The 17,784-nt window shown below is 62.1% G+C and carries 20 protein-coding genes; 4 read left to right on the top strand and 16 right to left on the bottom strand.

What is annotated here, in order from left to right:
• The first annotated feature begins 22 nt into the window (after positions 1–22).
• Positions 23–1,264, top strand: a complete 1,242-nt coding sequence (locus tag J2X35_RS05330) for a glycosyltransferase (protein ID WP_310182780.1) — start codon at positions 23–25, stop codon at positions 1,262–1,264.
• A 109-nt stretch (positions 1,265–1,373) separates the two neighbouring features.
• Here the strand turns inward: J2X35_RS05330 and J2X35_RS05325 are convergent, their stop codons facing one another.
• The 3 genes from J2X35_RS05325 to J2X35_RS05315 form a co-directional block, all read right to left on the bottom strand.
• Positions 1,374–3,251, bottom strand: coding sequence for an ABC-F family ATP-binding cassette domain-containing protein (locus J2X35_RS05325; RefSeq protein WP_310183742.1), 1,878 nt, complete (start codon positions 3,249–3,251; stop codon positions 1,374–1,376).
• A 116-nt stretch (positions 3,252–3,367) separates the two neighbouring features.
• Positions 3,368–4,033: a hypothetical protein gene (locus J2X35_RS05320; RefSeq protein WP_310182777.1), complete on the bottom strand. Its 666-nt coding sequence runs from the start codon at positions 4,031–4,033 to the stop codon at positions 3,368–3,370.
• A gap of 228 nt (positions 4,034–4,261) precedes the next feature.
• Positions 4,262–4,774 carry a DinB family protein gene (locus J2X35_RS05315; protein WP_056109495.1) on the bottom strand — a complete coding sequence of 171 codons (513 nt, stop codon included), beginning with the start codon at positions 4,772–4,774 and terminating at the stop codon, positions 4,262–4,264.
• Positions 4,775–4,836: 62 nt separating this feature from the next.
• Here J2X35_RS05315 and J2X35_RS05310 point away from each other — a divergent pair, with 62 nt between their 5' ends.
• Positions 4,837–5,526, top strand: a complete 690-nt coding sequence (locus J2X35_RS05310; protein ID WP_310182774.1) for a glutathione S-transferase family protein — start codon at positions 4,837–4,839, stop codon at positions 5,524–5,526.
• Positions 5,527–5,608: 82 nt separating this feature from the next.
• Positions 5,609–6,031, top strand: a complete 423-nt coding sequence (gene ndk / locus J2X35_RS05305; RefSeq protein ID WP_056109492.1) for a nucleoside-diphosphate kinase — start codon at positions 5,609–5,611, stop codon at positions 6,029–6,031.
• 68 nt (positions 6,032–6,099) lie between these two features.
• Here the strand turns inward: ndk and J2X35_RS05300 are convergent, their stop codons facing one another.
• From J2X35_RS05300 to J2X35_RS05275, 6 genes are all read right to left on the bottom strand, one after another.
• Positions 6,100–6,516, bottom strand: coding sequence for a YbaY family lipoprotein (locus J2X35_RS05300; RefSeq protein WP_310182771.1), 417 nt, complete (start codon positions 6,514–6,516; stop codon positions 6,100–6,102).
• Between the two features lie 101 nt (positions 6,517–6,617).
• The gene (locus J2X35_RS05295; protein ID WP_310182769.1) at positions 6,618–7,112 is read right to left on the bottom strand and encodes a molybdenum cofactor biosynthesis protein MoaE; all 495 of its coding nucleotides are present in this window, start codon (positions 7,110–7,112) and stop codon (positions 6,618–6,620) included.
• A 4-nt stretch (positions 7,113–7,116) separates the two neighbouring features.
• Positions 7,117–7,368 (bottom strand): molybdopterin converting factor subunit 1, encoded by a 252-nt coding sequence (gene moaD / locus J2X35_RS05290; RefSeq protein WP_310182768.1) that lies wholly within the window; start codon positions 7,366–7,368, stop codon positions 7,117–7,119.
• Between the two features lie 6 nt (positions 7,369–7,374).
• Complete coding sequence (gene pgsA, locus J2X35_RS05285) at positions 7,375–7,971, bottom strand: CDP-diacylglycerol--glycerol-3-phosphate 3-phosphatidyltransferase (protein ID WP_056109487.1); 597 nt, start codon at positions 7,969–7,971, stop codon at positions 7,375–7,377.
• A gap of 146 nt (positions 7,972–8,117) precedes the next feature.
• Positions 8,118–10,163 carry an excinuclease ABC subunit UvrC gene (gene uvrC, locus J2X35_RS05280; protein ID WP_310182767.1) on the bottom strand — a complete coding sequence of 682 codons (2,046 nt, stop codon included), beginning with the start codon at positions 10,161–10,163 and terminating at the stop codon, positions 8,118–8,120.
• On the bottom strand, positions 10,160–10,924 hold the full coding sequence (locus J2X35_RS05275; protein ID WP_310182765.1) for an SDR family oxidoreductase: 765 nt from the start codon (positions 10,922–10,924) through the stop codon (positions 10,160–10,162). The genes uvrC and J2X35_RS05275 overlap by 4 nt, the downstream gene beginning before the upstream one ends.
• A gap of 407 nt (positions 10,925–11,331) precedes the next feature.
• Here J2X35_RS05275 and J2X35_RS05270 point away from each other — a divergent pair, with 407 nt between their 5' ends.
• Positions 11,332–11,982, top strand: a complete 651-nt coding sequence (locus J2X35_RS05270) for an outer membrane protein (RefSeq protein WP_056109481.1) — start codon at positions 11,332–11,334, stop codon at positions 11,980–11,982.
• A 61-nt stretch (positions 11,983–12,043) separates the two neighbouring features.
• Here J2X35_RS05270 and J2X35_RS05265 read toward each other — a convergent pair whose 3' ends face one another.
• The 7 genes from J2X35_RS05265 to J2X35_RS05235 all read right to left on the bottom strand — a co-directional run bounded on the left by J2X35_RS05265 (position 12,044) and on the right by J2X35_RS05235 (position 17,527).
• Positions 12,044–12,640, bottom strand: a complete 597-nt coding sequence (locus J2X35_RS05265) for a glutathione S-transferase family protein (protein WP_310182762.1) — start codon at positions 12,638–12,640, stop codon at positions 12,044–12,046.
• An 86-nt stretch (positions 12,641–12,726) separates the two neighbouring features.
• A complete protein-coding gene (locus J2X35_RS05260; RefSeq protein ID WP_310182760.1) occupies positions 12,727–13,491 on the bottom strand; it encodes a ribonuclease T2 in 765 nt (254 codons plus the stop codon).
• Between the two features lie 14 nt (positions 13,492–13,505).
• Entirely contained in the window at positions 13,506–13,949 is a 444-nt protein-coding gene (locus J2X35_RS05255) for a hypothetical protein (RefSeq protein ID WP_056109475.1), read from the bottom strand.
• A 51-nt stretch (positions 13,950–14,000) separates the two neighbouring features.
• Entirely contained in the window at positions 14,001–14,894 is an 894-nt protein-coding gene (locus J2X35_RS05250) for a 23S rRNA (adenine(2030)-N(6))-methyltransferase RlmJ (RefSeq protein WP_310182757.1), read from the bottom strand.
• On the bottom strand, positions 14,894–15,511 hold the full coding sequence (locus J2X35_RS05245) for a hypothetical protein (protein WP_310182755.1): 618 nt from the start codon (positions 15,509–15,511) through the stop codon (positions 14,894–14,896). Before J2X35_RS05245 ends, J2X35_RS05250 begins: the two co-directional genes overlap by 1 nt.
• 45 nt (positions 15,512–15,556) lie before the next feature.
• On the bottom strand, positions 15,557–16,006 hold the full coding sequence (locus J2X35_RS05240) for a DNA polymerase III subunit chi (protein WP_310182753.1): 450 nt from the start codon (positions 16,004–16,006) through the stop codon (positions 15,557–15,559).
• 33 nt (positions 16,007–16,039) lie between these two features.
• Positions 16,040–17,527, bottom strand: coding sequence for a leucyl aminopeptidase (locus J2X35_RS05235; protein WP_310182750.1), 1,488 nt, complete (start codon positions 17,525–17,527; stop codon positions 16,040–16,042).
• Positions 17,528–17,784 lie beyond the last annotated feature (257 nt).

Below are 17,784 nucleotides of genomic sequence, written 5' to 3'. Positions count from 1 at the left end.
AACCGGAAAGAAGGGATAGCGAATGCGTGTATTGCTTTCGACATATGGATCGCGCGGCGACACCGAGCCGTTGGCCGGGCTGGGCGTCGCCTTGCAGGCACTGGGCGTCGAGGCCGTGGTTTCGGCGCCGCCCGACGATGAGTTCGTCGACCTTCTGGCGCGCGCCGGCGTCCCTCTGGCGCCTGCCTTCACCTCGGTCCGCACCTGGATCAAGGACAAGGCAAAACCATCGGCGCCGGCGGATTTCAACCAGCTGGCGACGGAAATGATCGCCGGACAGTATGAGGCGGTAGGCGCGGCGGCCGAGGGATGCGACGCCATCTTGGCGACCGGCCTGATGCCGTCGGCGGCGGCGGCGCAATGCGTGGCCGAAAAAATGGGCGTTCCTTATTTCCACGCCAGCTTCTGCCCGCTGTTCCTGCCGTCGCATCATCATCGGCCTTACCGCTATCCAGGCGACCCGCTGCCGCCCGAGGTCAACGACCCGCGAGCGCTGTGGGATCTGAACGCCAGCGCCATGAACGCGCGGTTCAGCGGCGCTGTAAACGCCCACCGTGCCGCGATCGGCCTGCCTGAAATCGATAACGTCCGCGACCATGTTTTCACCGATCGGCCGCTGCTGGCTTCCGATCCAGTCCTCTGGCCCTGGCAGCCGACGGACCTGTGCGCCGCGATACAGACCGGCGCGTGGGTACTGCGGGACGAACGCCCGCTGCCAGCCGATCTTGACGCTTTCCTGGAAAAGGACAGCCCGCCCGTCTATGTGGGTTTCGGCAGCATCGCCTTGCCGACCACGAGGGATGCGGCGCACACCGCGATACAAGCCGTGCGTGCACAGGGCCATCGTGCGGTCGTGGCGCGCGGCTGGGCCAACGCGGCCCTGCTCGACGACGGCGACGACTGTTTTCTCGTCGGCGAGGTCAACCAGCAGGCGCTGTTTCGCCGGGTCGCCGCGATTATCCACCATGGCGGCGCGGGGACGACGACAACGGCGACGCGGTCGGGCAACCCGCAGGTGATCGTGCCGCAGATCGTCGATCAGCCCTATTGGGCGACGCAGGTGGCCGCGCTGGGGGTGGGGGTCGCGCATGACGGCGCGGTGCCGACGCTCGAATCCCTGTCGGCAGCGCTTGCAAAGGCGCTGGCACCCCGGACGCGCGCACGCGCCAGCGCCGTCGCGCTCACCATGAATGCCGATGGTGCAAAAACGGCGGCGAAACTGCTGTTTGAAAGGATTGCACGAGAACCGGCGGAAGCCGTTTAAGCCGTTGAGCCCGTGACGGAAGGAGGTAGACGAAACTGTCCCACATCTCTCCGGCGGTCCACGGGAGGAAGGGTTTTCGGGCGAGGCAGCGTTGCCCCGACCCGAAAGCCTATTCGGCTATCCCCTCTTCATACTCAGCGCTCATCGACAGCCAGCGTTCCTCATGCCCGGCGAGCTGTGACGATAGCTGCGAGCGCTCCTTGGCGAGCCTTGTGGCGCCGACCGGGTCCTTCTCATAGAGCGCTGGATTGGCCAGCTCGTCCTCGATGCTGTCGAGGCGCTTGCGCAGCCGATCCATCAGCCCTTCGGTGGCGCGGATTTCCTTGGCCAGCGGCTCCAGTGCGGCGCGGCGGGCGGCGGCTTCGCGACGCCGGTCGGCCTTGGACGCTTTGTCCGCCTCGCGCTTCTCGCGGCTGTTGGAGGAGACTCCGGTGACCAGCGTCTTGTAATCGTCGAGATCGCCGTCATAGGGATGGACCGCACCGTCCTTGACCAGCCAGAGCCTGTCGGCGGTGGCTTCCAGCAAGTGGCGGTCATGCGAAATCAGGATGACAGCACCGGGAAAATCGTTCAGCGCATGGACCAGCGCCTCGCGTGAATCGATGTCGAGGTGGTTGGTCGGCTCGTCGAGGATGAACAGGTTCGGTCCATCGAAGGCTGCCAATCCCATCAAAAGCCGGGCCTTCTCGCCGCCGGACAAATCCTTTGCGGCGGTGTTCATCTTCTCGGTGGGAAGGCCAAAATTGGCGACCTTGGCCCGCACTTTTGATTCCGGCGCCTCCGGCATCAGCCGGCGAACATGCTCGTAGGCGTTTTCCTCGGGGCGCAGGTCATCGAGCTGGTGCTGGGCGAAGATTGCGACCTTCAGCCCGGGGGCTACGGTCATCGTTCCCGTACCGGCCTTCAGCCTCCCTGCCAAAAGCTTGGCGAAGGTGGACTTGCCGTTGCCGTTGGCGCCGAGCAAGGCGATGCGGTCGTCGGCGTCGATTCGCAGCGTCATCTTCTTCAAAATGGCCTGTCCCGGCGCATAGCCGACATCAACGCCGGACAGCGCGACGATCGGCGACGCCACGGTCTTGACCGGCTCCGGAAATGAAAACGGGCGCACATTGTCGTCGAGAATCGCGCCGATGGGCTTCATCTTCTCCAGCGCCTTGATGCGCGACTGCGCCTGCCGCGCCTTGGAGGCCTTTGCCCGGAAACGATCGATGAAGGATTGCAGGTGCTTGCGGTGCGCCTCCTGCTTGACGCGGCCCTTCTCCTGCAGCTCGCGCTGTTCGGAAAGCTGCCGCTCGAACTGGTCGTAGCCGCCGCGCCAGAAGGTCAGTTTCTTCTGGTCGAGATGAACGATCGAATTGACGGCGCGGTTGAGAAGATCGCGGTCGTGCGAGATCAGCAGAACCGTATGCGGATATTTCGCCACATAGTTTTCCAGCCACAGCGTGCCTTCGAGATCCAGATAGTTGGTCGGCTCGTCGAGCAGCAGCAAGTCCGGCTCGGAAAACAGCACCGCGGCGAGCGCGACGCGCATGCGCCAGCCGCCCGAAAAGGACGCCGCCGGTCGTTTCTGCGCGTCATCGTCGAATCCGAGGCCAGCCAGAATGGTGGCGGCGCGGGATTCGGCCGAATGCGCATCAATATCGGCCAGCCGGATATGGATCTCGGCGATGCGGTCGGGGTCTGTCGCTGTTTTTTCCTCTTCCAGCAAGGATGCCCGTTCCTTGTCGGCCTTGAGCACGATCTCGATAAGCGGCTCTTCGGTTCCCGGCGCTTCCTGGGCCACCTGTCCGATTCGGGTATTTTTCGGGATGCTGACGGAACCAGTCTCGGATGACAGGTCTCCGGTTATGGCGCGAAACAGCGTCGTCTTGCCGGTGCCGTTGCGGCCGACAAGGCCTGCCTTGGTGCCCGCAGGCAGCGTCAAGGAAGCATGGTCGAGGAGAAGGCGTCCGGCGATGCGGAGTGAAAGATCGTTGATTGCAAGCATGGCGCGGCGGTTTTGCACGGCGAGGCCGCATTGCGCAAGACTGTGCGCCACGAAAGAAATCGGCCCGCCGAAGCGGGCCGTTTCAGGATGTTCACTGTGAACCGAGGGGTTCAGCGTTAGCGGAGCTGCCGCAGCATCATGCAGAGCTGGCGCAGGCTGGGATCGTAGCCGCCGCCACCGCTCAGCACGTCGACACAGCGGCGCTTCAGCCTCGTCACCTCGCCGGCAGAGAGATCGGCAATGACACTCGGGGTGTTCGGGTTCACACCCGGCCCACCAGGACCGCCAGGGCCGCCAGGACCTCCGGGGCCACCAGGTCCACCAGGTCCGCCAGGGCCGGTGGGGCCGCCGATGCCTATATCGATACCCAGATCGACGGTCTTCGGTCCGCCGACATTGGCATTGACATTGGCATTGATGCCATTGGTGCCGCCGATCGAAGCGGTGACGTCTGCATCCGCCAGACCCTTGCTGGTGGCGACATCGGCGTTTGCCTTGGCGTTGATGCCGTTGGCGCCGCCAACAGAGGCGGTCGTACGGGAGACGGCCAGACCCGAGCTGCTACCCACCTTGGTGTTGGAATCGACATTGATGCCGTTCGTCCGGCTTCCTACCGTGGCGCCTACATCGACGCCGAGGCCGTTGGAACCGCCTATACCGACAGACACACCGAAACCTCCGTCGCGGTTGCCGATGTCGATTGCATAGGCCGGAATAGAAACCGCAGCGACAATCACTCCCGCCGCCAGCGTACCGGCTAGTCTTTGGATGACGTTTGCCATGATATTCTCCATAGGTTGCCTCAAAATCACGACGAGCGATGGCCCCTCGCACATTTGACTACGAATAAAGAATACTTTTGGTTTCTTCTTAGAAGTCTAATTGCTGGTTCTTGGTTTTTTGCGGTTTTACGAATGCCGTAAACTTATATTTAACATATATTTAATTTGAATCATTCTGTCCAAAGACAAGGTCACCCTGCATATAAGTCTATATGACCGTCGACCTTATCAAGCGAATGCGCGACCGTCTTCGGTCCGCTGGAAATAAATCAGGTCCAGCTGGACGGAGGACTTTCCAAGGACGGTCAGGATCATATGGGCCTGGCCACGATGATGCGTCTGATGATTGAAAAGGTGGTCGAGCGCTGGTGACAGCCGTTGCGAGATGGTCCGCATGTCGGTCGCCGTCATATAGGTGAAGCGGCCTGCAAGCGCCTTGGCATCGAGGGAATCGACCCAGTCGAGGATGCGGCGATCCTCGTTTTCGCGCATGGTGCGCAGGACCGGGAATGCCTTGTGCAGGATCGCATCCAGCCGGGACGGGGCGTCCCCCTCGCCCGTAAACCGCTTCATCCAGATGCGGTCAGTCACCAGGAGGTGGTTGAGCGTGCCCATCATCGAACCGAAGAACGCGCCGACATCGCGGCTGAACTCCTCGTCGGTCAGCTCGGCGGCAGCATCGTATATCCTGTTGTTGGCCCATTGATTATAGGCCGCAAGCATCATGAAATGCTGTTTCACCGTTTGTCCCTCGCAGGCTGGCGCTTCGGCGCACTACCTAGCCTCGGCAGTCAGGAACGCCAATGACCATTTTACTCTATGACCTCGTCGGCAAGAACGTGTCGCGCCCTTTCAGTCCGCATTGCTGGAAGGCAAGAATGGCGCTCGCGCACAAGGGGCTCGACTTCACAGCAGTGCCGACCCGGTTCCTTGAGGTTCCTCATGTCGAAGGCGGAGCCAAGATCGTTCCCGTCATCCGCGACGGCGACAAGATAGTAGCCGATTCGTTCGCCATCGCCGTCTATCTGGATGACGCCTATCCCGAACGGCCAACGCTTTTCGGCGGAGAAGGCGGCAAGGCCTCGGCGCGTTTCATCGAACGCTGGTCGCAGACGCAGCTTCACCCCTTCCTGGGATCGGTTGCGCTGATGGATATCTACCGCCTGCAGGATGCGGAAAACATGGTCTACTTCCGCCAAAGCCGCGAAGCGCGCTACGGCAAGCCGCTCGAGCAAGTGGATGCCGAACGCGACGAACATCTGCCGGCATTCCGCAAGCGGCTGGATCCCGTGCGCGAAACGCTCAAATATCAACCTTATATCGGCGGATCGTCGCCACTCTTTACCGACTACATCGTTTTCGGCGCGTTGCAGTGGGCGCGCGTCTCGACCTCGTATCCGTTACTGGAGGACGGCGATCCGGTGAATGCCTGGTTCGAGCGCTGTCTCGATCTTTTCGATGGACTGGGGCGAAGGGTCGCGGCCGCCGCGTGAGGGAATCGAGGCCTTGGCAATGGGCCGGGCGGCTTGTATAGAGCGCGCCACTCAGCAATTCCTATCCGCACAAGGACAGACCATGGCGCTCGAACGCACCTTTTCGATGATCAAGCCGGACGCGACCCGGCGCAACCTGACCGGCGCAATCACCAAGATGCTGGAAGATGCCGGCCTGCGCGTTGTGGCTTCAAGGCGCGTGTGGATGAGCCGTCGCGAGGCGGAAGGTTTTTACGCCGTGCACAAGGGCCGGCCCTTCTTCGAAGAACTGGTCGAGTCCATGTCGTCCGGCCCGACCGTGGTACAGGTTCTCGAAGGCGAGAACGCCATCGCCAAGAACCGCGAAGTAATGGGAGCCACCAATCCGGCCAATGCCGACGAAGGCACCATCCGCAAGGTCCACGCGGTTTCCATCGGCGAGAACTCGGTCCACGGCTCCGATGCGCCGGAGACCGCCGCGCAGGAAATCAAGTACTGGTTCTCCGACACGGAAGTCGTCGGCTAAGGTCGCAAACGTTCAACAAAAAAGCCGGGCTTCTGCCCGGCTTTTTTGTTGTCCGTCGTTCGCTGCGATCAGTTTTTCACCATCTTCAACATGATCTTCTGTGGCCCGGCCGTGAGCGGATCGACCTGCAGGCGCTCATCGTTGATGAACATCAGCTTGTCGTCGACGGTGATGCGGGCCTGCAGGGCATAAGTCATTTTGGGCTGGATGGCGGAAGAATCGAACTTCAGCTCGAATTTGACCGGCACCTGGCCGGCCGGACGAAACTCCCGTTCAGCTACCACGGCGGCAGGCGCATCCGCCAGTGAGACATCGGCAAGCTGGACGGTAAGCACGGCATTCGGCGGCAATGCGATCCGTTCGCGATATGTGGCCTCGCCGGTCAGCGTCTGTTCGGCGGCCATGGAGAAATCCGGCGTCGCCAGCATGCCGACGGCGAGTGGCGCAAATCCGAAGATGAAGAATTCCGCGATCCGGTCCAGCATTGAGGTTCTCCTTTGCCACTAGATGGCAGAAGGAATGCGGACAATCCAAGGCGGGCCGGCGGCGTTCTTCGGGTATGTTCGAGAACGGCGTTCCCGCCGTTCTACGCCTTCCTGTCCAGTGGGGAAGTCCTGTCCCAACGCGCTGTAGCCCGTTCATCCGCCTCCTTGGCGTCGATCCACGCGCCCTGCGTTCCGTCGACACGATGCTCTTTCTTCCAGAAGGGCGCGCGCGATTTCAAATAATCCATCAGGAAACTGGCGGCCTCGAAAGCCGCCTGACGATGCGCGGAAGCCGCAATCACAAGAACGATATTCTCGCCCGGCCTGACCTTGCCGTAGCGGTGGATCGCCGTCAGGCCTTGCAGCGGCCAGCGCGCCATAGCTTCCATAGCGATGCGTCCGATCTCGGCCTCGGCCATGCCCGGGTAGTGTTCCAGCTCAAGCGCAGCCAGCGCGCCGGCCTCGTCGCGGCAAAGCCCCGAAAAGGTAACGATGGCGCCAATGTCTTTGCGGCCGGCCGCGACGCGGGCCATCTCCGCGGCAAGGTCGAAATCCTCGGCCTGGATGCGCACGCTCGGCAAGACCGGAGCGGTCATGGCGTCAGCCGCCCGTCATCGGCGGAAACAGCGCGATCTCGCGGGCGCCGCCGATCTTCTCGCGATGATCGACGTGCTCCTGGTCGATGGCGACGCGGATCACTTCGGGAAACTGCAAAGCGTGCTCGTATTCGTCCCCCTGCCCGCGCAGCCAGCGCAGGAGATCGGACACGGTTTCGATACCGGCGGGAAGATCGACTTCCTCTTCCGGCTTACCGATCCGTTCCCGGACCCAGGCAAAATAGATCAGTTTCATGACCGTCTATTCGTCGACAATGTGCTTCAGACCGGCACGGAAATAATCGTAGCCCGTATATAGGGTGACCACGGCGGCGATCCAAAGCAGCACCAGTCCGATCTGTGTCGTGAGCGGGAAGATCTTGTCGCCAGCCGGACCGGCGAGCAGGAAGGCGATGGCGACCATCTGGATGGCTGTCTTCCACTTGGCCAATTGCGTGACCGGCACAGAGACTTTGAGCGCCGCCAGATATTCGCGCAGCCCCGACACCAGGATTTCCCGGCACAGGATGATGATCGCAGCCCATAGAGACCAGCCGGCTATCCCGGCATGGCGGTCGGTATCCGCGGCGAGAAGCAGCAGGCATGTAGCGACCAGCAGCTTGTCGGCGATCGGGTCCAGCATCCTGCCTATGTTGGACGTCTGCTGCCAGGCCCGCGCCAGGTAGCCGTCAAGATAGTCGGTCACGGAAGCGAGCAGGAAGATCAACAGCGCCAACCAGCGGGCGAAGTCGCTGGACTTCAAGTGCCCTTCGAGGAAAAAGCACAGCACCACCAGCGGCACCGCCACGATCCGGGCATAGGTCAGCATGTTGGGAAGATTGAATGCGCGTTTGGCCATGGGTTCCTGATCTTTCTTCCGCCTCGGTACTCAAATCAGAAGCGCATGTAGCGGGTCAACTGGCGAAATTCGGCTGACCAGACGAAACAGACAGCCGTCCGTCAATTGTGGCGAGAGCGATGTGTCGCATTCATGACCGCATCCCCTCATGTTTCATGGAAATGGTTGTACACCAGCCGCGCGACGGATTCGGAAATTCCATCGACGCTCATCAGATCCTCCATCGCCGCGCGACCAACAGCCTTGGCCGTGCCAAAGTGCAGGAGCAAGGCGCGCTTGCGGCCCGGGCCAATTCCGCTGATTTCGTCCAATGGGCTCTTTATCATCTCTTTCTTGCGCCGGGCGCGGTGCGAACCGATGGCAAAGCGATGGGCTTCGTCGCGCAGCCGCTGGACGAAATAAAGCACCGGGTCGCGAACTGGCAGCGAGAAGGACGGCTTGCCCTCGACAAAGAACCGCTCGCGCCCGGCTTCCCTGTCCTGGCCCTTGGCGACGCCGATGGCGACGACCCGGTCCTCGATGCCAAGATCGGACAGGATCTTGCGGACAGCCGACATCTGGCCCTGCCCGCCATCGATCAGGATGACGTCGGGCCAGGCCGGGAAGGAGGCGGAGACATCGTCGCTGTCCGAGCCAGCGCCGGTCTCCTCGCCATGCTCCTTCAGCAGCCTTGAAAACCGCCGTTCCATGACCTCGCGCATCATGCCGAAATCGTCGCCCGGCGTGATGTCGGTCGAGCGGATGTTGAATTTTCGATACTGGTTCTTCACGAACCCTTCCGGCCCCGAGACGATCATGGCGCCGACAGCGTTCGTGCCCATGATGTGGGAGTTGTCATAGACCTCGATGCGTACGGGCGGCTTTTCGGTGCCGAAGGTTTCGGCGAAGCCGGTCAACAGGCGGGCCTGCGTCGACGTCTCGGCCAGCCGGCGGCCCAACGCTTCCCGGGCATTCTGCAGCGCATGGTCGGTCAGATCCTTCTTCTCGCCACGCTGCGGGACATTGATGGACACCCTGCGCCCTGCCCGCGTCGAAAGCGCTTCGACGAGCAATTCCTGATCCTGCACTTCCTGCGACAACAACACGGAACGAGGCGTCGGCTTGTCGTCATAGAACTGCGCCAGGAAGGAACCCAGCACCTCCGATGCTTCCAGCGCCGGATCGGCCTTGGGGAAATAGGCGCGGTTGCCCCAGTTCTGTCCTGTCCGGAAAAAGAACACCTGGATGCACACCTGCCCGCCCTCCTGATGGATGGCGAAGACATCCGCCTCCTCGACGGATTGCGGGTTGATGCCCTGATGGCTTTGCACATGCGCCAGGGCCGCCAGCCGGTCGCGATAAACGGCGGCGCGCTCGAAATCGAGGTCTGCCGACGCTTCCTGCATGGCGGACGACATTTCCGTCTTCACTTTCTGGCTGCGGCCGGAAAGGAAGCCCTTCGCCTCGCCGACCAGTTCTGCGTAGGCAGTGTGAGAAATCTCACCGGTACAGGGGCCGGCGCATCGCTTGATCTGGTAGAGCAGGCACGGCCGCGTGCGGTTTTCGAAAAAAGAATCGGTACAGCTGCGCAGCAGGAAAGCGCGCTGCAATGCATTGATGGTACGCCCGACCGCCTGCGCTGAGGCGAACGGGCCGAAGTACTCGCCTTTACGCGAACGGGCGCCGCGATGCTTGTAGATGCCCGGAGACGCATGGTCGCCGGTCAGAAGGATGTAGGGGAACGACTTGTCATCCCGCATCAACACGTTGAAACGCGGACGCAAGCGTTTGATAAGATTGGCCTCCAGAAGAAGCGCTTCGATTTCGGTCCGGGTGACGACGAACTCCATCGTCGATGTTTCGCGCACCATCCGGCCGATGCGGTTGGTGTGGAACCGTCCCTGCGCATACTGCGTGACGCGCTTCTTCAGGCTGCGCGCCTTGCCGACATAGAGCACGTCGCCGGTCGCATTCATCATCCGGTAGACGCCCGGCGCATTGGGGAGGCGCTTCACCAGCGTCTGGATCACCTCGGCGCCGATCATGCCGTCGGCATCGCCGGCATGCGGCGTCCAGTCTATGGCCGTGAAAGCGATATCGGGGCCGGACGAAACTGGTGCTTCGACTATTTCATCGTCAATGGCATCGACCTCGGGAAGATCGTCCGCCGCGGTCAGGCCACGCGCTCCACTTCTGACGTTTGCAGGACTCATTCCACCATGCCTGTCACATCCGGCGTCTGCCAGGCAAGATGCTGGCCGCCGTCGAGGGCGATCATCTGGCCGGTGATCGAGCGCGCCTCCCAGAGATAGCGGATCGTTGCGCCGAATTCGGGCAATTCCGGGCCACGCCTCAACATCAGATTGTCGACCTGGTGCTGGAAGTCCTGATCCGACTGGCGCGCACTGCGCAGTGACGGGCCCGGGCCGATAGCGTTGACCCGGATGCGCGGCGCCAGCGCTTGCGCCATTGTCCGGGTCGCCGCCCACAGTGCCGATTTGGAAAGCGTATACGAGAAATAGTGTGGCGTCGGCCGCCAGACGCGCTGATCGACAATGTTGACGACAAGCCCGTCCAAAGCCGCCGGCAACGCCTTGGCGAAGGTCTGCGTCAGGATGGCCGGCGCTTTCACATGGATGGCGAAGTGCCTGTCCCAATTTTGCCAATCGAAATCCAGAACGGAATCATTTTCGAAGATCGACGCGTTGTTGACGAGAAGCGAAATCGGCCCGAGCTGGCGGGTGGCTCGGTCGATGAGCCCCGCAGCGGCGGCCATGTCGGTCAGATCGGCGCCGATTGCGGCGGCGCGGCCACCTGCAAGGTTGATGTCCGCGGCCAGAGCCTCGGCCGTATCCAGAGAGATGTTCGCATGAATCGCGACGGCAAAGCCGTGCGCCGCCAAATCCTCGACAATCGCCCTGCCAAGCCGCTTCGATCCTCCCGTTACCAGCGCCGTTCCGGCGGCTTCCTTCATCTGTCAATCCTTGTTTTGTCCCGCAAAAGCCCGGTTCGGCCAAATTTGACCGGCCAACCGTTAATTGCCGTTCTTACCTTGGGCAGCATTGTGGCAAAGGGCACTCGAAACGCTCGAATCCGCTGAAGGATTCGGCAGGCTGAAACCCAATATAGGCTTTCGGACGCCTTGCTCCAAGCCGGCTTGCGACCCCCATCCTCCAGTCTGCTGACAAAACATGTTGCACAGATGCAACGTCCATTTTCCGCCTCATTCGCGCCGGGGAATGACCCAAGTTCAGGTTCGCTTCAGCCGCATTTGGCCACCACATTCCGGAACAGATGAACGCCGGATCCGTTACTCCCCTCGGACGGGTCGGAGGTGTTCATGACAACGAGCCCATGTGCTGTGGCTTAAGGAGTAAAAGAATGAAAACGAACCTCAAATTTGCGAGGCCGACTGCAGCGGCGCTTGGAATTCTCGCCCTTGCTACCGCGATGCCTGCTTTCGCCGCCGACGTGGTCTCGGAAGAGCCCCCGGCTCCGGCTCCCATTGCTGAGCTGCCGGTTGCCTCCTGGGCTGGCCCCTATGCCGGTCTGACCGTTGGCTACGGCTTTGCAGGCACCACGCATACGCCGGGCAACGACATCGATACCGATGGATTCCTCGGTGGCGCGTTCGCCGGTTATAACTGGCAGTCCGACAACTTCGTCTACGGCGTTGAAGGCGATGTCGGCTACAACGGCGAAAAAGGCAGCAATGCCGGCGAAAACTCCAAGTCGGGCGTCGACGGATCGCTACGTGCCCGTCTCGGTTACGCTGTCAGCCCGGACATCCTCGTCTATGGCACCGCCGGTGGCGCTGCACAGAGGCTGAAGGTCTCCAACGCAGCTGGTCGCGACACCAACACCATGCTTGGCTGGACGGCCGGCGTGGGTACGGACATCAAGATCACCGAGCAGGTCTTCGGTCGTGTCGAGTATCGCTACACCGATTACGGCGACAAGGACTTCTCGAATGCCGGCAACGTCGAGTCGAGCGACAACCGCGTCAACTTCGGCGTGGGTATGAAGTTCTGATCTGACGATCGGACGAAAAGAAAAGCCGGGCTTCGCGCCCGGCTTTTTTATTGCCTGCCGATCAGGACGGTATGGCTGGCTTGAGCTGCGGGAATTTTTCGTCGAAGCGCGCAGCCCATCGAACCAGCCGCGACCGGCCCTTCTCCCACTTTCCCGGAAACCGCAGCGCCAGATAGCCGAGCGTCGCCCGCAGCGCGATCTGGCCGACGGTTATCCTGGCCGGCAGTTTCGGCGGGTTGGCGTTGAACACATCCAGGCCCCGGGTGATCTTCGACCACTGCTTTTCAAGCCATTCTTCCGAAATCTTGTCTTCGGAACGGAGACGCCGCTCATAGACCATCGACAAAGCGCTGTCGCAGATGCCGTCCGCAAGCGCCTCGAGAACTTCGGCGTCCAGCCGTTTTTCCGGATTGCGTGGAAACAGCACGTTCCTTGAAAGCCGGCCGAGATACTGGGTGATCGCCCTGCTGTCATAGACAGCGCGTCCATCGTCCAGAATCAGGGTCGGTATTTTTCCCAGCGGGTTGGCGTCGATGAGCAAGGAAGGTTCGTCATCCGTTTTCACCGGAACGGCCTCGATGGCGATGCCGGCATAGAGCGCCGCCATGCGCACCTTTGCGCTGTAGGGCGACGCGGAAGCGTAGAGCAGTCTAGGCATGGGAGCATCCTGTTTTTGGTTGGCGGCACTGTACGGTGCGGCGTACCGAAGGCAACAGCCGGATCGGCGCAATCATTGTTCGCACATTACCGGGTGTTCGATGACGCACGCACCGGTGGCATTACAACCTTAGACGCCCGGCAGGCCTTGCGATCGATTTCCGGGCAGGCGCGGAACTCGAGGTTTCTGGTCAGGCAGATGCGGACCTCACGCAGATAGCGGCGGTCGCAGGTAACGGCGATCGCGTCGGGCGGCAGGTCGGGGTTCGATTCCTGAAAAGCCGTTTCGGCGTCCTGCGGCGAAAGCGTGCGATAGTCGTTAAGCCGGCGAAAAGCCGGCGGTATGGCGACCTTTTCGCGGGCGGCGCGCAACACCCGGAAATAATCCTGCTGGCCGAGGCCGCTGCAAGTGCCATGCGTCTGCCATTCGTGACGGATCAATCCAGCCGAGGGCATCAGGTCGTAAAGACTACGCACCGTTGCATCCGGCACCTTGGAACGGTCGGTGGGGCAATCCTGCGGAAAGCCGCGTTCGAATTGCGGCCACAGACCATGCACGATGAACGCATAGGGACGCGCCGCGCCGCATTGCTGACGGTTGGCGTCGGCGCCTTCGGCCTCGCAGTAGCTCGGCGACCAGGACAGCGACAGCACGTAGAAATCGAAACCGCTGCCGGCTGGGATGCTCTCCCCTTTGACTGGTGCTTGCTCTTTCGACGATGTCTTTTGCCCGGGTCCAGCAGGAGCGTTTTTTTCCCGCGGTTTCCCGTCATCGGCCGGAGCGCAGGCTACCGCCAGCAGGGCAAGCGACGCCAGAACCGCCGGCAGCAATCTCCGGCGCAACCCCGACATCGGAAACTTCCGTCCTAGCGCAGAATGCGACAACGGCCGTTGTAAACCAGCCAGCGATCGAAGCCCGCGACGCAGAATTCGACATTGTTGCCGATGGACGCGAAGCCCTGGCCTTCCTCGATAAGATACCAGACGGTGCGATCGTGACCGTCCGAAAGCGCGACGGTCGCGCCGCAGTAGCGGCGGCCAATCGGGCGATCCTCGCGCGCCGGCAGATAGCGGCGCTCGTGAATCCTGCGGAAGTCGACAATGTTCACATCGCCCAGATGCGGAACATGGGTGACTTGATAACGGAAGCGGCTGGTGATCTTGTTGAGAACCCAGGCTTCGCCGCACACGCCCGGATCGCTCTCATAGACGGAGGATTGCAGATCGGCGGACGAGGCCATCGGAACGGCAGCCAGCGGCGATGCCAGGCCGGTCAGCAGGGCAAGCAGGGTTTTGACGAAACGAGTCATGTCGGCCTCTTGGAAAATCTGAAAGCACTGTGAGGTTTCGTCCGGTCGCGGTCAAGCGCCGTCGAATTGTGGGGCGCCGTCGGATTTGGCGGCAGGCGCTTCACCGGCAAGCCATTCCAGTTTCCACGCCGAGCCATCGTCAACGGCCATGATGGCGCACAGTTCGGGCAGGATGACACGCAATTCGCGTTCCAGCGTAAACGGCGGATTGACGACGATCATGCCGGTCCCGTCCAGTTTCGGCTCGCCAGATGACGTCCTGACATCAAGGGTCACGTCCAGAATATTGGCGATGCCGGAATTGACCAATCCCTTGCGGAACCCCGCAACCGCCACCCGGTCCTTGATCGGATACCACAGCGCGTAGATCCCGCTTGGCCAGCGCCGGTGTGCCTTGGTGAGCCCTTCCGTCAGGCGCAGGAACTCCCCACCCTCCTCGAAAGGTGGATCGATGAGCACAAGTCCGCGCTTTTCCTTCGGCGGCAGATGCGCTCCGAGCGCCAGCCAGCCGTCGAGCTGCATGACCCGCACCTGGAAATCGCCGTCGAACAGCGCTTTCAACCGCGCCGCGTCCTGCGGATGCAGTTCGATCGCCGAGAGCCTGTCCTGCTTGCGCAGGAGATGCCTGACGATCGCCGGGGAACCCGGGTAACGTTTCAGGCCGCCCTTCGGATTGGCTGCGCGGACTGCGTCCAGATAGCCCGCCAGCAATGGCGTGCCGGCCGGTCCCAGTCGGGCGTCGATCAGCCTGCCGATGCCGCCCTTCCACTCGCCGGTCTTGGCGGCCGCCGCAGCGGACAGGTCGTAAAGCCCGATGCCGGCATGGGTATCGATGACCCTGAACGCCTTGTCCTTCTGCTTCAGATACTCGACCAGCCGCGCCAGCACGGCGTGCTTGACCACATCGGCGAAATTCCCGGCGTGATAGGCGTGGCGGTAGTTCATCAGGAGACCGAGCCGCCCCTGCCCCAGCGCGGTGGCGGAGGCTGCGAGTTCGGGTTTTCGGGCTGTCCGCCGCGGCCGCCCCGAAAGGCAAGCACCAGGCCGATGAAGCCGATGGCCATGGCGGCGAAGCCCAGCGGCTGCACGCGGGAACCCGGGAAAGGCCCGGCGGTAGCGAGGATCAGGTCCACCGATTGAATGGGCACCGTCTCGGCATCGCCCTTGCCGACGGTGAAGAGATAGGCACCGTCTTCGACAGGGTCGATCACGCCGGCGCGGGCGCGATAAACCCGCGCCTGCATCTGCGGGTTGGTGTCGGTCGCGGTGGCGTCGGCGAAGGTCATGGCCTTGGCCAGCACGGTCTTGCCGTTTACCGAGGCGGTCAGGGTGAGGATAGCCGAGTCCGGCGGCAGTTTGCCGATGCCGGTGGTGGCCAGATCGACCATAATCTTGAGCGGCGCGTCCGCTTCCTTCAACCTCGGTTGCGCCGGCACATAGCCGCCGGCGGCGTCGTAGACGCGCCACTTGCCGACCTCATGCTCAAGCATGTTGGCCGACAGCCAGGGATAGGCCGCCATGCCGCCGCCGGCCAGGAATATCAGCAGAAAAAGAAAACGCATTCTGTCTCTCTCAGGGTCGCCAGTTGCCGAGCGCGAGTGCGGCCTTCACGCCTTGCGCTCCCAGCGGCGATCGGGTGTCTGGTGCCAATAGGTGACGTCGTGACCGGCCGATTTCATGACCTTCCAATGCTCGCGCGCCGCATCGACCTGTCCCGCATCGTGGCCGTCGAACAGGAAGACGGCACGCTCATAAGCACCGAGATCTGGCGGCGATGCACCATCGACGAGGAAGCGTATGTTGGCCTGGTTGGGGTTGTCGTCGTCCGTCGTCAGCAGGATCGGCTGCTCGGCGGGATAGGGTTCATTCGATCTGGCGTGCGCCAGGAACGCATCGTCGCGGAACGTCCACAAATGCTGGTCGAGCGCGTCGCGGCGTTCCTCGGTGCCGGTCTGCACGATCGCCCGCCACCCTCGCCCGACACTGCGTTCGAGCAGGCCCGGCAGCGCGTCCTCCAGCGTCGATTCGGTGAGGTGATAGAACAGGACTTCGGTCATGGCTTCAGCGGAACGATCTGGGGTGCAGGCGGACTATCCCTCATAGTGATCCCGAACGAGACGGTCGAGCAATCGCACGCCGAAGCCCGAGCCCCATGACTGGTTGATTTCACTTCCCGGCGCCCCCATCGCCGTGCCGGCGATATCAAGATGCGCCCAGGGCGTATCCTTGACGAAGCGCTGGATGAACTGAGCCGCGACGATGGCCGAGCCATAACGCCCGCCAATGTTCTTCATATCGGCGTTCTTCGAATCGATCAGCTTGTCGAATTCCGGGCCGAGCGGCATCCGCCACAGCCGCTCATGCGTTGCCGCGCCGGCGTCGATCATCCAGCCGGCCAGTTCGTCATTGTTGGAGAACAATCCGGCATAATGCTGGCCGAGCGCGATCATGATGGCGCCGGTCAGTGTTGCCAGATTGACCATCGCCTTCGGCTGGAACCTGTCATTGCAGTACCAGATGGCGTCAGCAAGAACGAGACGGCCTTCGGCGTCGGTGTTCAGCACTTCGATCGTCTGGCCCGACATGGACGTGACGATGTCGCCCGGGCGCTGGGCGTGACCGTCCACCGCGTTTTCCACCAGGCCGATGACGCCGACCACATTGACCTTGGCTTTACGGGTCGCCAGGGCATGGATGAGCCCGACTACCGCCGCGGCGCCACCCATGTCGCCCTTCATCTCCTCCATGCCGGAAGCCGATTTGATGGAGTTGCCGCCGGTATCGAAAGTCACGCCCTTGCCGATGAAGGCGACGGGCTTGTCCTTAGCCTTGCCACCATTCCACTGCATGACGACAACGCGGGCGCCGCGGGGGGAGCCTTGCGCGACGCCGAGCAGCGCGCCCATGCCGAGCTTCTTCATCTCCTTCTCGGTCAGCACGTCCACCTTGACGCCAACGTCGGCGAGCTTCGCTGCCTCCGCTGCGAACTCCAGCGGCCCGAGGATATTGGCGGGCTCGTTGACGAGGTCGCGCGCCAGCAGCACGCCGCTAACGACGGCCTTCGCATCGGCGAACGCTTTCCTGGCAGCGGCCGGGTCGGCGGTGTGGATGGCAATTTTCGCCGGCTTCCGGGGCGATTTATCGCCATTGTCTTTCCTGGTCTTGTATTTGTCGAAAGCATATGTCCTGAGCATCAGGCCGGCGGCGAGATTTGCCGCAGCCGAAGCGCCTGCCTCGGCATCGGCAATATCCAACACGATGGAGACGTCCTGCGCCGTCCGGATGGCCGCGCCGATGATGCCGCCGAGTTTCATCCAGGCGTATTCCGTCAATTCCTCCTTGCCGGCGCCGATGGCGACAAGGCGGTCGAGCGAAGTGCCTTCAGGGGCGAGCAGATTGACGGAAACGCCGAACTGGCCAGAAAAATCCGCGACGGAAAAGGCGCGGTCGAGCACTCCGGCGGGGTCACAGCTTCTGGCGACTTCGGTCAGGCCCTGACTTTCCCTGGCAAAAAGAAAGACTGTTCCCCTGGACGGCGTTGACGGTTTTGCGAAGGAAATTGCGGGTATTGAAGCCACTGAAACCTGCTTTCGGGACATATCGGATAATGCGCGACATTTCGCGGTTTTGCGCCGGTTGGCAACCCGCTGCCGGTTCCGGCCCCCCCAAAACATCGTCGCCAGCCCGGACGATTGGTCGCGCCTGGCCATGGATTTGCCCTACAACAGTCTGTTAACCATCTCTTTTCGTCCTTTTTTATCCCTTAGCGTCGAGACTCCCCCTCGCCGGCAAGCACGATGTGGGACGGGAACCAGGTCGCACCGGTTGTGTGGGC

It is taken from the genome of Mesorhizobium sp. BE184 (genome assembly GCF_031457045.1).
GTDB lineage: Bacteria > Pseudomonadota > Alphaproteobacteria > Rhizobiales > Rhizobiaceae > Mesorhizobium.
This window is presented reverse-complemented; position numbering and strand designations above follow the sequence as displayed.

Excerpts from the sequence above, each read along its gene's own strand:
- J2X35_RS05320 (WP_310182777.1), bottom strand. The coding sequence starts at position 4,033 with ATGGCAAACGTCATCCAAAGACTAGCCGGTACGCTGGCGGCGGGAGTG.
- J2X35_RS05260 (WP_310182760.1), bottom strand. The coding sequence starts at position 13,491 with ATGTCGGGGTTGCGCCGGAGATTGCTGCCGGCGGTTCTGGCGTCGCTT.
- J2X35_RS05265 (WP_310182762.1), bottom strand. The coding sequence starts at position 12,640 with ATGCCTAGACTGCTCTACGCTTCCGCGTCGCCCTACAGCGCAAAGGTG.
- J2X35_RS05250 (WP_310182757.1), bottom strand. The coding sequence starts at position 14,894 with ATGAACTACCGCCACGCCTATCACGCCGGGAATTTCGCCGATGTGGTC.
- moaD (WP_310182768.1), bottom strand. The coding sequence starts at position 7,368 with ATGAAACTGATCTATTTTGCCTGGGTCCGGGAACGGATCGGTAAGCCG.
- J2X35_RS05240 (WP_310182753.1), bottom strand. The coding sequence starts at position 16,006 with ATGACCGAAGTCCTGTTCTATCACCTCACCGAATCGACGCTGGAGGAC.
- J2X35_RS05310 (WP_310182774.1), top strand. The coding sequence starts at position 4,837 with ATGACCATTTTACTCTATGACCTCGTCGGCAAGAACGTGTCGCGCCCT.
- J2X35_RS05270 (WP_056109481.1), top strand. The coding sequence starts at position 11,332 with ATGAAAACGAACCTCAAATTTGCGAGGCCGACTGCAGCGGCGCTTGGA.
- J2X35_RS05300 (WP_310182771.1), bottom strand. The coding sequence starts at position 6,516 with ATGCTGGACCGGATCGCGGAATTCTTCATCTTCGGATTTGCGCCACTC.
- J2X35_RS05245 (WP_310182755.1), bottom strand. The coding sequence starts at position 15,511 with ATGCGTTTTCTTTTTCTGCTGATATTCCTGGCCGGCGGCGGCATGGCG.
- pgsA (WP_056109487.1), bottom strand. The coding sequence starts at position 7,971 with ATGGCCAAACGCGCATTCAATCTTCCCAACATGCTGACCTATGCCCGG.
- ndk (WP_056109492.1), top strand. The coding sequence starts at position 5,609 with ATGGCGCTCGAACGCACCTTTTCGATGATCAAGCCGGACGCGACCCGG.
- J2X35_RS05325 (WP_310183742.1), bottom strand. The coding sequence starts at position 3,251 with ATGCTTGCAATCAACGATCTTTCACTCCGCATCGCCGGACGCCTTCTC.
- J2X35_RS05330 (WP_310182780.1), top strand. The coding sequence starts at position 23 with ATGCGTGTATTGCTTTCGACATATGGATCGCGCGGCGACACCGAGCCG.
- J2X35_RS05295 (WP_310182769.1), bottom strand. The coding sequence starts at position 7,112 with ATGACCGCTCCGGTCTTGCCGAGCGTGCGCATCCAGGCCGAGGATTTC.
- uvrC (WP_310182767.1), bottom strand. The coding sequence starts at position 10,163 with ATGAGTCCTGCAAACGTCAGAAGTGGAGCGCGTGGCCTGACCGCGGCG.
- J2X35_RS05275 (WP_310182765.1), bottom strand. The coding sequence starts at position 10,924 with ATGAAGGAAGCCGCCGGAACGGCGCTGGTAACGGGAGGATCGAAGCGG.
- J2X35_RS05255 (WP_056109475.1), bottom strand. The coding sequence starts at position 13,949 with ATGACTCGTTTCGTCAAAACCCTGCTTGCCCTGCTGACCGGCCTGGCA.